This is a genomic window from Micromonospora sp. CA-246542 (assembly GCF_050942905.1).
Lineage (GTDB): Bacteria > Actinomycetota > Actinomycetes > Mycobacteriales > Micromonosporaceae > Micromonospora.
This window is the reverse complement of sequence record NZ_CP192040.1, coordinates 628,050-640,625: the sequence shown is the minus strand read 5'-3', so window position 1 is coordinate 640,625 and position 12,576 is coordinate 628,050. Positions and strand designations below refer to the sequence as shown.

Annotated in this window: 9 protein-coding genes; 5 read left to right on the top strand and 4 right to left on the bottom strand. The window is 73.4% G+C overall.

What is annotated here, in order from left to right; genetic code table 11:
* Positions 1 to 78: 78 nt before the first annotated feature.
* From ACQP0N_RS03095 to ACQP0N_RS03080, 4 genes are all read left to right on the top strand, one after another.
* Positions 79 to 2,511, top strand: a complete 2,433-nt coding sequence (locus ACQP0N_RS03095; protein WP_433117395.1) for an ATP-binding protein — start codon at positions 79 to 81, stop codon at positions 2,509 to 2,511.
* A 92-nt stretch (positions 2,512 to 2,603) separates the two neighbouring features.
* Positions 2,604 to 3,479, top strand: a complete 876-nt coding sequence (locus ACQP0N_RS03090) for an SMP-30/gluconolactonase/LRE family protein (RefSeq protein ID WP_433117393.1) — start codon at positions 2,604 to 2,606, stop codon at positions 3,477 to 3,479.
* Positions 3,480 to 3,672: 193 nt separating this feature from the next.
* Entirely contained in the window at positions 3,673 to 4,776 is a 1,104-nt protein-coding gene (locus ACQP0N_RS03085; RefSeq protein ID WP_433117391.1) for an L-dopachrome tautomerase-related protein, read from the top strand.
* A gap of 41 nt (positions 4,777 to 4,817) precedes the next feature.
* Complete coding sequence (locus ACQP0N_RS03080; RefSeq protein ID WP_433117389.1) at positions 4,818 to 5,336, top strand: DUF421 domain-containing protein; 519 nt, start codon at positions 4,818 to 4,820, stop codon at positions 5,334 to 5,336.
* Between the two features lie 17 nt (positions 5,337 to 5,353).
* On the opposite strand, the gene ACQP0N_RS03075 is transcribed toward ACQP0N_RS03080, so the two are convergent.
* Positions 5,354 to 6,109 (bottom strand): dienelactone hydrolase family protein, encoded by a 756-nt coding sequence (locus ACQP0N_RS03075; protein WP_433117388.1) that lies wholly within the window; start codon positions 6,107 to 6,109, stop codon positions 5,354 to 5,356.
* Between the two features lie 173 nt (positions 6,110 to 6,282).
* On the opposite strand from ACQP0N_RS03075, the gene ACQP0N_RS03070 reads away from it, so the two are divergent.
* A complete protein-coding gene (locus tag ACQP0N_RS03070; protein ID WP_433117386.1) occupies positions 6,283 to 7,206 on the top strand; it encodes an SDR family oxidoreductase in 924 nt (307 codons plus the stop codon).
* Between the two features lie 16 nt (positions 7,207 to 7,222).
* Here the strand turns inward: ACQP0N_RS03070 and ACQP0N_RS03065 are convergent, their stop codons facing one another.
* The 3 genes from ACQP0N_RS03065 to ACQP0N_RS03055 form a co-directional block, all read right to left on the bottom strand.
* Positions 7,223 to 9,232: an FAD-dependent oxidoreductase gene (locus ACQP0N_RS03065; protein ID WP_433117384.1), complete on the bottom strand. Its 2,010-nt coding sequence runs from the start codon at positions 9,230 to 9,232 to the stop codon at positions 7,223 to 7,225.
* 98 nt (positions 9,233 to 9,330) lie between these two features.
* Positions 9,331 to 10,011 (bottom strand): response regulator, encoded by a 681-nt coding sequence (locus ACQP0N_RS03060; protein WP_355049118.1) that lies wholly within the window; start codon positions 10,009 to 10,011, stop codon positions 9,331 to 9,333.
* Positions 10,008 to 12,560, bottom strand: coding sequence for a DUF4118 domain-containing protein (locus ACQP0N_RS03055; RefSeq protein WP_433117382.1), 2,553 nt, complete (start codon positions 12,558 to 12,560; stop codon positions 10,008 to 10,010). The genes ACQP0N_RS03060 and ACQP0N_RS03055 overlap by 4 nt, the downstream gene beginning before the upstream one ends.
* Positions 12,561 to 12,576 lie beyond the last annotated feature (16 nt).

The following is a 12,576-nucleotide window of genomic DNA, read 5'->3' as shown; positions in this document are numbered from 1 at the left end:
GGCCGGTGCGTGACCTGGGTCACCACCGGCCCGCCGGGCGGCCGACCGCCCACGCACGGATGATCTGCTCGCCCCACGGTGAGCGGCGGCGACGACAACACGGCGCGGGGCGGCGGGGGTTCCACCTTCGTTCGCCCCGCACGCCTGCGCGGACCCGTCGACTTCGTCGGACGCGAAGCCGAACTGGCCCAGCTACGCCGCCTCGTCGAGGCCCCGCCGTGCCTGGTCCTGCTCGAAGGCGAGCCCGGAATCGGCAAGAGCCGGCTGGTCACCGAACTCCTCGCCACACTTGACGGACCGCACCTGGTCGGCGAGTGCGACGACGTACCGGAGCCCTTTCCCTTCGGCGTCCTGCTGGATGCCATCCGAGCGGGCGCGGACCGGCTCGGACCGGTCGACACCCTCAACCCGGTGGCGGGCGCCCTGGCGCCGCTCCTGCCCGAACTGGCCGACGCGCTGCCCGCCGCGCCGCCACCGTTGGCCGACCCGGCGGCCGAACGGCACCGCCTGCTGCGGGCCGCCGCCGCGGTGCTGGCCGCGCTGAGCCCGGCCACGCTGCTGCTCGAGGACCTGCACTGGGCCGACCCGGCGACCTGCGAATTCCTCGGCTACCTCGGCGCCCGCCCGGTGGACGGTCTGGCCGTGCTGCTCACGGCCCGCACGCCGCCGCCGGGTGGCAGCACACCGATCCACGACGTGCTCTCGCGTACGCCCCGGGCGGTCACCCGCGTTCCGCTGGGTCCTCTCGACGCCGACGACGTGCGTCGACTGGCCGCCCGGACCCTGCGGTTGGACGAGCCGTCGCCCCGGCTCACCGCCACCCTGCTCGACCGCACCGCCGGCATCCCGTTCGTGGTGGAGGAGGTGCTGCGGACGCTCGCCGAGCGCGGCGGCGACCCCCTGGCCGACGACAGCGTGCCGTTCGTCCTACAGGATGTGCTGCTCTGGCGACTACGCCCGCTCGACGACGCCACCCGTGAGGTGCTCGGCGCCGCCGCCGTGCTGGGCCGGGCGCCCGATCAGCGTGTCCTCGCCGCAGCGCTCGCTGCGGACCGGGCGACCGTGGCCGCGGCGCTGGCCGCCGCGCACCGGGCCGGGGTGCTGCACGACGACGGCGAGGGGTTGCGGTTCCGTCATGACCTGGCCCGCCAGATCGTGTACCACCTGGTGCCCCGGGAGACCCGGGAGTGGTTGCACCTGCGCGTCGCCCGGGTGCTGGAACAGGAGTTGCCCCGCCCCGTCGCCCAGCTCGCCCACCACTACCGGCTGGCGGGTAGCGGCGCCGACTTCGTCCGCAACGCCGAAGCCGCCGCCGACCTGGCCACCGAGCGCGGCGACGACGCGACCGCCGCCGACTTCCTGCTCCAGACGATGGACGTCGCCGAGCTGCCCCGACCGGTACGGGCGCGGCTGGCCGGCAAACTCGGCCGGTCGGCCATCGACGGGCTCAGCCAGGCGACCGCGATCCCGGTCCTGGAACGGCTGTTGGCCGACCGCCGGCTGCCGCCCGGCACCCGGGGTGAACTGGGTCTGGTGCTCGGCCGGATGCTGCGTCAGCAGGGCGAGGCGCTGCGCGGGTACACCGAGATCGAACGAGCCGTGCCGTACCTGCGGGCACCGCGCCGCCGGGCCCCGGCCCTCGCGGTGCTGGCGGCCCCCGACACGGTGGTCGGACGGCACGTCGACGACCACCTGGCACGGTGCACGGAGGCGGAGGCCGCCGCGGTCGCCAGCCGGGACCCGGCGGCGCACCTCGCGGTACGCATCGCCCGCGCCTCGCTGCTGCTGGAGCTGGGCGACCCGGGCGCGTGGGCGATCGTCGAGGAGCTGCGCGGCTCCGCCGACCTGGTCGACCGACCCCGCGAACACGCGCGGGCCTGCCTGAACTGGGCGCAGGGCGCGCTGCACGCCGGGCACCTGTCCCGGGCCACGGCGCTTCTTGCGGATGGCCGCGAGCTGGTCGAGGAGACCGGTTACCAGCGGCTCGCCTCCCTCGTGGAGGCGACCGAGCTGTCGCTGGACCGGGCCGCCGGGCGGTTCGACGGGTTGGCCGAACGGCTGTCCCGACTGGTGGTCAGCGCGGAGCGGATGCCGGTGACCCTGCTCGACGCGCGGGCCGACCTGGCCACCGTGCTGGCCCGCAGCGCCAGCGACGACGACGAGGTACGGGCGGCCGACGGCGCGCTGCGTCTGGTGGTGACGGACGCGCGGCGGGTCGGCGCGATCTGGCCGCTGGTGCAGGCGCTCTCGGCGCTGGCTCGGTTGGTCCTGCGCGGGCGGCCGGACGAGGCAGTGCGGCACGCGACCGAGGCGCTGACACTGGTGCGGGCCAAGGGCATCCTGGCGTGGGCCGCCGATGCCGTACTGGTGCTGGCCGAGGCGGCCGTGACGGCGGGTGATCCGGCCCGCGCGGCTGGGGCGGTCGCCGAACTGGAGGCCGGTATCGCGGGCAGGGACGCGCCGCTCGCTCTCGCCGCGCTGCGTCGCTGCCGGGAGCTGGTCCCGGCCTGAGCCGGCGTGGGCGCGTGGATGGCGTGGGGGCGCGGTACGGTCCGCGCAACGGCACGGACCCCTGCCACCGCCGGGAAACCGCAGGAGGAACGATGGAGCTGACCGAACCGACCGTCTGGAACGCGGAGCGGTTGGAGCTGGGCGAGGGGTTGCGCTGGGTCGACGACCGGCTGGTCCTGGTCGACCTGCTGGCCGGGCGTCTGCTGGAGACCGACGGCGACCGGCCCGCCCCGCTGAAGGAGCTGCGCCGGCTCGACGTCCCGCTCGGCGCGGTCGCCCCGGTGGCCGACCGGCCCGGCGAGTGGCTCGCCACCGCCGGCACCGGCGTCGCCGTTCTGCCCGCTGCCGGCGCTCCCCGGCCGGTCGCCGACCTGGTCGCCGACGCGCCCGAGCCGACCCGGATGAATGATGCGGTCGCCGACCCGCACGGCCGCTTCTGGGCCGGCAGCATGACGTACGCGCAGACGCCCGGCGGCGGCACGCTGTTCCGGCTGACTCCCGGCGCGACGCCGGTGCCCGCGGTGACCGGCATGTCCATCCCGAACGGACCGGCGTTCGACGCCGCCGGCACCACCATGTACCTCGCGGACACGCCGCGTGGCGAGATCGACCGGTTCGCCGTCGACCCGGTCACCGGTGACCTGCACGGGCGGACGCCGTTCGTGCGGCTCTCGCCGGGCGAGGGCAGCCCGGACGGGATGACGCTCGACGCGGCGGGTCACCTCTGGGTCGCGCTGTGGGGTGGCTCGTCGGTCCGCCGCTACCGACCGGACGGCAGCCTGGACCGGGAGATCCAGCTTCCGGCGGCCCAGCCGGCCGGCATCTGCCTCGGCGGCGCCGACCTGCGGCGTCTCTTCATCGGCACCGCCTCGGTCGGCCTCACGTCGGCCGGCCCGACGGACGGCGCGCTGCTCGCGGTCGACATCCCCGTCCCCGGCCTACCCGTCTCCCCCGCCCAGCCGGTCTGACCCGACGTCGGACGGCCACCGACGACCCACGCCGAACCGGTCTGACCCGACGTCGGGCGGCCACCGACGACCCACGCCGGACCGCGGCGAGCGGCAGAGGCATATCGGACGCCGGGGCGGGAATAGCCGCGTCGGAAGTGGCAGTGAGTCGACCGACAAGGGGCTGGACGATGAGCACCGTGAAGCGCGCGTCATGAACGGGCCGGTCGGCGACGAGCCGGTTGGCGAGCTGGAGTTGGTGCACACCTTCACCGGCCCGATGCCGACCGGTGTGAGCGTCTCGCACCAGGGCCGGATCTTCGTCAACTTCCCGCAGTGGGGTGACGACCCGCCGGCCGGCGTGGTCGAGCTGCGGGACGGCAAGGAGGTGCCCTTCCCCGACGAGGCGTGGAACAGCCCGTCGGGCGTCGACGACGCGGGCGCGTTCGTGTCGGTGCAGAGCATCGTGGTGGACCCGGCGGACCGGCTCTGGGTGGTGGACACCGGCAGCCCGAAGCTCCAGCCCACGAAGCCGGGTGGGCCGAAGCTGGTCCGGATCGACCTGGACAGCGACACCGTGGCCCAGGTGATCACCTTCCCGCAGGACGTGGCGCCGCCGACGACGTACCTCAACGACGTCCGCTTCGATCTGCGTCGGGGCGAGGCCGGGGTCGCCTACCTCACCGACTCGACGGACTCCGGACCGAACGGGATCATCGTGGTGGACCTGGCCAGCGGCGCCTCCTGGCGGCGGCTGCACGATCACCCGTCCACGAAGGCGGACCCGGTGACGACCTTCCGCCCCTTCGTCGAGGGTCGTCCGCTCATGAACCGCCCGCCGGACGGCCCGGCGAAGCCGCTGGCGATGGGTTCCGACGGCATCGCCATCTCGGCCGACGGCGAGCGGCTGTACTACTCCCCGCTGCTGTCCCGGCACCTGCACAGCGTCTCGGCGGAGGCGTTGGCCGACCCGTCGGTGACGCAGGCGGCGGTCGCGGCGACCGTCGTCGACGAGGGGGACAAGGGCACCGGGTCGGACGGCTTGGAGTCCGACGACAAGGGGCGGCTCTACTTCACCTCGTACGAGCACAACGCCGTGCTGCGGCGGCTGCCGGACGGCGAGTACGAGACCTTCGTACACGACCCGCGCCTGCTGTGGCCGGACACCATGTCGGTGGCCGCCGACGGGCACCTCTACGTGACCGCGAACCAGCTGCACCGGCAGCCGCAGTACCAGCGGGGCCGGGACCTGCGACGCAAGCCGTACGCGCTGTTCCGGGTGAGGATCGACGCCGGCCCGGTGCTGCTGCGCCCCTGACCGGGTAGGCATGGCTACGCAGGCGGCGGGTAGCCCGTCAGGTGGCCGACTGGCATGAGCTGTTCGTCCCGGACACCCCGTTGGTGGAGATCGTGGTTCGGGGCAGCGTCATGTACCTCGCGCTGTTCATCCTCCTGCGGGTCATCCTCAAACGGGAGAGCGGCACCACCGGCGTCACCGACCTGCTGGTCATCGTGCTGCTCGCCGACGCCGCCCAGAACGGCATGTCCGGCGGCTACCGTTCGGTGACCGACGGAGTGCTGCTGGTCGGGGTGATCATCGGCTGGTCGTACCTGCTGAACGCCGTCGCGTACCGCTGGCCGGCCGCCGCCCGGCTGATCCGGCCCGGGTCGCTGGTGCTGGTGCGGGACGGGCGGATCGTGCGGGAGAACATGCGCCGGGAGCTGATCACCGACGAGGAGTTGCACACCCTGCTGCGCGAGCAGGGCGTCGTCGACCTCGACCAGGTCCGCGAGGTGCGGATGGAGGCCGACGGGCGGTTCAGCGTCACCACGCGTACGCCCGGCCGGCCGCGTGACGCGCAGGGCGGCCTCGGCTGACCTGCGCGCCGCCCGCCTCAGCGCACCGGCAGGACACGGTCCAGCAGATCGAAGAGGGCCGCCCAGTGCCGCTCGGTGCCCTGCTCGTGGTACATCGGGGTGTCGGCCATCGTGAAGCCGTGGTGCGCGCCCTCGTACACCTCGGAGCGGTAGCGCACCCCGGCGGCGTCGAGCGCCTTCTCCAGGGTGGCGATCTGCTCGGGCGTCATGGACTGGTCCGCGTCGGCGTGCCCGAAGTACAGCTCGCCGGTGATCGAGCCGACGCCCAGGTGCGGGCTGTCCGGCGCGTCGGTGACGACCCGCCCGGCGTGGAAGCTGGCGACGGCCGCGATGCGGTCCGGGTGCGCCTCGATGGCCCGCAGCGCGTTCGTACCGCCCATGCAGTAACCGGTGATCACGACCGGGCCCGGCCGGACGTCGTCGCGGGCGGCCAGGAAGTCCAGGTACGCGGCGCTGTCCCGGCTGATCACATCGGGCGTCAGCGCCCCGATCAGCGGGACGATCTTCTCGAAGAGGGCCCCTCGCTGGTCAGCCTCACCGAGCCGGGACAGGTCGAACAGCGGCGCCCGGCCGGCCCGGTAGAACAGGTGGGGCGTGAGCACCAGGTAACCGCGCTCGGCGATCCGCTCGGCCATCTCCACCAGTCGGGGCCGGGGGCCGAAGGCGTCCATGAAGAGGAGCACGGCCGGGAACGGGCCGTCACCGTCGGGCCGGGTCAGGCTCGCGTCCGCCGTTCCGTCGCTGGTCGGGATGTCCACCGTCGTCGTCTGCACCGAGCCTCCTCGTACGCCGATCTTGGTCCGTTCGGAACGTTACTCGCCCTGTCTGGGCACTGGTCCGCCAGCCAGGGACCGGCGATCCCTGGACGAGGTCACCCTGAATACCGGCCGCGATCCGGCCCAGTGTTGTCGGCGACCGATGATGACGCCGCGACGTGGAGGTTGTCGTGCTCGATGAGACCGTTGGGGACCTGACCGGGAAGCTCGCCGTGGTGACCGGCGGCAGCGACGGGCTGGGGCTCGCCCTGGCGAAGCGGCTGGCCCGCGCCGGAGCGGAGGTGGTGCTGCCGGTCCGCAACCCGGCCAAGGGTGACGCCGCGTTGGACGCCGTCCGGGCCGCCGCGCCGGGCGCCACCGTGTCGACCCGGCAGCTGGACCTCGCCTCGCTGGACTCGGTGGCCGCACTGGCCGACACACTGCTCGGCGAGGGGCGACCGATCCACCTCTTGATCAACAACGCCGGTGTGATGGCGCCACCCACCCGACACGTCACCGCCGACGGCTTCGAGCTGCAGTTCGGCACCAACCACCTCGGCCACTTCGCGCTGACCGGACGGTTGCTGCCGCTGCTGCGGGCCGGACGGGCCCGGGTCACCACCATGTCGAGCAGCGCCGCCCGCTCCGGCAGGCTGGACTGGGACGACCTGCAGAGCACCCGGCGGTACGGGGCGGTCCGCGCGTACAACGCCTCCAAGCTGGCCACGCTGCTCTTCGGGCTGGAACTCGACAGGCGTAGTCGGGTCGGCGGTTGGGGCGTCACCAGCAACGTGGCGCACCCCGGCACCACGATGACCAACCTGTACGCGTCCGGGCCGAACCTGGGCCGCAGCCGGCCCTCGCCGCACCACGCCCTGATGAGCCGGCTGGCCCGCTGGGGCGTCCTGGTGCAGTCGGTGGACGCCGGCCTGCGGCCCGCCCTCTACGCGGCCACCAGCGAACGGGCGCAGGGCGGCCGGTTCTACGGGCCGGACGGCCTGGGGCAGTTCACCGGCGCGCCAACCGAGTTGACCGTCTACCGTGCGGCCCGCAGTACGGACGACGCGGCCCGGCTGTGGACCGTCTCCGAAGGGCTGGTCGGCGTCGAGTACTGAGCGGAGACGCGCCCGTTCACGCCGGTACGAAGCGCACGGCGTCGGCGACCACGTAGCCGTCGGTGTCCTCCGTGCGGATCAGCACGCTCCCGTCGCTGCCCGCGGTGAACAAATAGGTGCCCATCGACACCCACTGGCCGCCGGACTGCCGCTGGTCGACGGTCCGGGTGGTCACCCCACCGGAGTACGCGATGTCCACCGGCACGTTCGTCGCCCGGTTCGGGTCTGCGGTCCAGCGCAGGTGCACGGTCCACGAGCCGCCGGTGGGCAGCGTCGGGCGGAACCGCAGCCGGTTGACGCCCTTGGCGGCGTTGCCGTCGTGCTCGTAGTCCGCGCCGTAGTAGCCGCCGATGCTGGTGCTGCGCAGCCACGTCCCGGCCCGGGTGATCCCGCTGGTCGCCGCGTTGTCCAGGATCACCTCGCCGGGCGTTCCCCAGTCGAGCACCGCGCCGTCCTGGCGCAGCCGGGCCTGGAGAGCGGGTACGGAGACGGCCTGCACGGCGAGGTCGCCGGAGAGCGCCAACGACGCCGCGGTGGCCGCCGCCTGCCCGAGGATCATGAACACGGGCTCCATCCGGATCGAGCCGTACGCGATGTGGCTGGCCGACAGGCACACGGGCACGAGCAGGTTGGCGCACTGGTTCTGGTGCGGGACGATCGCGCGGTAGCTCACCGGGTACGGCTGCGGGACGCTGATCTGCACGTCCCCCTCGTTCCGGACCCGGCCGTCGACCACCACCCGCTGGCAGTTGTGCGAGTCCATCGTGTAGCTGGCCAGGCCCACCGAGTCGGTGGCCCGCGTCCGTCCCCGGCAGTCGGCCTCGGTCATCACGTACGCGGAGACCATCCGGCGGGCCTCGCGGATGTAGAGCAGCGGTGGCCAGCCACCCGTGCCGGTGAACTCGTCGACGGGCAGCCCCCACCGGGCGGTGGACTCGCGCACGGTCGCCGGCAGCCGGGAGTCGTTGGCGAGGAACCACATCAGTCCCTGCTGGTACGTGCGGTGCTCGGCGATGATGCTCTCCCGGACGGTCCAACTCGCGGTCGGGTACGCGTAGTTGAAGCCGATGTCGTCGGTGGAGACCGCGCCGTTGTTGTTGGAGTCGGTCTTGCCGCCGCCGATCGATCCGGTGGTGAAGTACGGCCCGGTGTAGCCGGCCTGGATGTGGCGTAGCAGCAGCTCGTACCGGATCGGGTCGTAGCCGGACGGTCTGGCGAACGGGATACGGTTGGCCGCCTGGGTCAGGCACATCCGGAAGCAGTACGCCTGGATGCGGTCGTCGCCGCTGCCCTGCGGGGCGAGCGGGGTGGAGGAGATGCCCGGCAGCAGACCGCTGGCCGGCGAGCCGGCCGTCACGTACGGGTCGATGGGGTAGGCGAACTGGTGGGTGCTGCGGGACTGCACCCCGTTGATCGTCTCGCCGTAGGTGTCGTTGGACTCCCGCCCGACGGTGAACCCCACCCCGGCCATGGCGAGCAGGTCACCCTCGTAGGTGGCGTCGACGAACACGCCACCCGCGTAGACCGAGCCGTCCTCGGTGCGCAGCTCGGTGATCCGGTTGCCGGTACGGCCGAGGCTGGACAGCCGGGCCCCGACGACCACCGGGACGCCCGCCTCGGCCAGCATCTCGGCGAACACGGCGGTGGCGACGTGCGGTTCGAACGTCATCCGCAGCGGGGACGTCGGAGTGAGCGTCCCGCCGTGGTATTTGACGTACACCCGGCGGTAGAACTCGGCGGCCAGCCCGCCGATGGACGCCTGGACGCCGGTGTCGGTGGCCCCGAGCCCGGCGGTGCTCAGCCCGCCGACGTGGCTCGTGGGCTCGACCACCACGGCGGTGCCGCCGAGTCGGCGCATGGTGATCGCGGCGGCCAGCCCGCCGGACGTGGCGCCGTAGACGACCAGGTCGGCGGTGGTGACGGCGGCTCGGGCGGGGCCGGCGCGGAACGGGTCGGCCAGGCCGGCCAGGACGAGGCCGGCGCCGCCGGCGGCCAACAGCCGGCGACGGGACAGGGGCAGGGACACGGCGAACTCCCAAGGGGTAACCGGAGGGGACGGTTACAGAAGCACGCCGCTGCCGCTGCTAGCGAAATTCTTCAATCTCCACGTGCGGGTGTCAACGGTCAGGGGCGGTAGCGGTAGCCCATGCCCGGTTCGGTGATGAGGTGGCGGGGACGGGCCGGATCGTCCTCCAACTTGCGGCGGAGCTGGGCCAGGTACTGCCGCAGGTAGTTGGTCTCGTTCTGGTACTCCGGCCCCCACACCTCCTGCAGGAGCTGGCGTTGGCTGACCAGCTTGCCGGGGTGGCGCAGCAGCTTCTCCAGCACGCTCCACTGCGTGGGGGTCAGCTTGACCTCGGTGTCGTCGTCCCGCCACACGCGATGGTCGGCCAGGTCGACGGTGTGCCGGCCGATCCGCAGCGCCGGCACGGCCTCGCTGGGCGCCCCGAGCCGCCGGGTCACCGCGCGGATGCGGGCCAGCAGCTCCTCCACCCCGAACGGCTTGGTCACGTAGTCGTCCGCGCCCGCGTCGAGCGCCGCGACCTTGTCCTCGCTGCCGGCCCGGCCGGAGAGCACGATGATCGGTACGGCCGTCCAGCCGCGCAGGCCCCGGATCACCTCCACACCGTCGATGTCGGGCAGGCCGAGGTCGAGGACCACCAGGTCGGGCGGGTGGCTGGCGGCGGCCTTCAACGCGGCGGCCCCGGTCGCGGCGACGTCCACGTCGTACCGGCGGGCGCGCAGGTTGATCCGCAGAGCCCGCAGGATCTGCGGTTCGTCGTCGACGACCAGGATGCGCGTCATTCCTGCGGCTCCTTGCGGCTGGTCTGGGCGGCGGCGGGCAGCCGCAGCACCATGGTGAGCCCACCGCCGGGGGTGGTCTCGGGGGTGATGCTGCCACCCATCGCCTCGGCCAACCCTCGGGACAGGGCGAGCCCGAGGCCGACGCCGGTTTGGTTGTCCCGGTCACCGAGGCGCTGGAACGGCAGGAAGACGTGCTCCCACTTGTCCTCCGGGATGCCGGGCCCACGATCGATGATCCGCAGCTCGACCTCACCGGCATGCGCGCTGGCGGTGATCGTGGGCGGCTGGTCGGGCGGGCTGTAGCGCAGCGCGTTGGCGATGACGTTGACCAGCACCCGTTCCAGCAGGCCCGGGTCGGCGGTGGCCGCCGGCAGGTCGGCCGGGATGTCCGTGGCGACGGTCGCGGCTGCCGGGCCAAGTTCGTCCAGGGCCAGGGGTACGGCGTCCTCCAGGCCGATGGTCGTCGACGTGATGCCCAGCGCGCCGGCCTGGAGGCGGCTCATGTCGAGCAGGTTGGCGACCAGTCGGGCGAGGCGGTCGAGCGACTCCTCGGCGGTCTCCAGCAACTCCTCGCGGTCGGCCTCGTCGAATTCGATGTCGTGGCTGCGCAGGCTGGTCACCGCCGCCTTCGCCGACGCGAGGGGCGTACGCAGGTCGTGGCTGACCGCCGCGAGCAGCGCGGTACGCATCCGATCGGCCTCGGCGAGTGGCCGGGCGGTGGCGGCCTCCTCGGCGAGCCGCTCCTGGCGGAGCGCGACGGCGGCCTGGGCGGCGAACGCCTCGACGATCCGCCGGTCGGCGGCCTCCAACCGCCGGCCGCAGAGCACGACGGTGATCCGGTCGTCGACCGGTACCGTCGTCTCGCCGCCCTCGGGCGTGCAGGGTGGGCTCTCGCCGACGCTGGCCGCCACGTTCCAGGCGTGCTCCTCGCGGGCCCGGTCGGGACGGCCACCGGCCTCCTCGGCCAGCTCCAGCACGCTCACCGCGCGCAGCCCGAACGTCTCCCGGAGCTGTTCGAGCAGCGCCGGCAGCGGGCGTTCGCCGCGCAGCACGCCGCCGGCGATGGCGGCGAGGGTCTGCGCGTCGGCGGCGGCGCGGGCGGCCTCCCGGGTACGTCGGGCGGCCACGTCGACGATCCAGCTCACCGCGAGGGCCACCGCGACGAAGACGGCCAGGGCGAGCAGGTTGTCGGCCTCGGCGATGGTCAGGGTCCGGTACGGCGGGGTGAAGAACCAGTTGAGCAGCAGGGTGCCGCCGAGCGCGGCGACCAGCGCCGGCCACACACCACCGACCAGCGCGACCCCGACCACCCCGGCGAGGAACAGCAGGATGTCGTTGGTCAGGGTCAAATCGGGCAGCGTCTTCAGCAGCAGGGTGAGCAGCGGCATGCCGAGCACCGCCAGGCCGAAGCCGAGCAACCGCCGACGCCGGGACAGCGCCGCCGGCACCGCCGCCGCCCGGCGACCCCTACCGGCCTCCTTGTGGGTGACCAGGTGCACGTCGATCGCTCCGGAGAGCGCGGTGGTGGTCACCCCGACGCCCCGGGCGAAGATCTGCGCGAAGCGGCCCCGCCGACTGGCACCGAGCACCAGCTGGGTGGCGTTCACGCCCTGGGCGAAGTCGAGCAGCGCCGCCGGCACGTCGGTGCCGAGCACCTGGTGGTACGTGCCGCCGAGGCTCTCCACGAGCACCCGTTGGCGGGCGAGTTGGGCCGGGTCGGCGCCGGCCAGGCCGTCGCTGCGGGCCACGTGCACGGCAAGCAGGTCGGCGCCCTTGCTGCGGGCCGCGATCCGGGCCGCCCGGCGGATCAGCGTCTCACCCTCCGGGCCGCCGGTCAGTGCCACCACGACCCGTTCGCGGGCCTCCCAGGTGGCGGCGATGCCCTGCTGGCTGCGGTACCTGTCGAGCTGCTCGTCGACCTTGTCGGCAAGCCAGAGCAGCGCCAGTTCGCGCAGCGCGGTGAGGTTGCCGACCCGGAAGTAGTTGCCGAGCGCGGCGTCGATCTTGTCCGGACGGTAGATGTTGCCGTGCGCCATCCGCCGACGCAGCGCCTCCGGGGTCATGTCGACCAGCTCGACCTGCTCGGCGGCGCGCACGATCTCGTCCGGCACGGTCTCCCGCTGGGTGGTGCCGGTGATCTGCGCGACGACGTCGTTGACCGATTCCAGGTGCTGCACGTTGACCGTGGACAGCACGTCGATCCCCGCGTCGAGCAGCTCCTGGACGTCCTGCCAGCGCTTGTCATGCCGGGAGCCGGGCACGTTGCTGTGGGCCAACTCGTCGACGACCGCGATCTCCGGCCGGCGGGCCAGCACCGCGTCCACGTCCATCTCGGTGAACTCGGCGCCCCGGTAGGTCATCGTCCGGCGGGGCACCTGCTCCAGATCGCCGATCATCGCGGCGGTGTGCTGCCGGCCGTGCGTCTCCACGAAGCCGATCACCACGTCGGTGCCGCGCGCGGCCCGCCGCTGGGCCTCCTCCAACATGGCGTACGTCTTGCCGACGCCGGGAGCGGCCCCGAGGTAGATGCGTAGTTCTCCGCGTGGCACGGGAACCATCCTCCCT

Excerpts from the sequence above, each read along its gene's own strand:
- ACQP0N_RS03060 (WP_355049118.1), bottom strand. The coding sequence starts at position 10,011 with ATGACGCGCATCCTGGTCGTCGACGACGAACCGCAGATCCTGCGGGCT.
- ACQP0N_RS03090 (WP_433117393.1), top strand. The coding sequence starts at position 2,604 with ATGGAGCTGACCGAACCGACCGTCTGGAACGCGGAGCGGTTGGAGCTG.
- ACQP0N_RS03085 (WP_433117391.1), top strand. The coding sequence starts at position 3,673 with ATGAACGGGCCGGTCGGCGACGAGCCGGTTGGCGAGCTGGAGTTGGTG.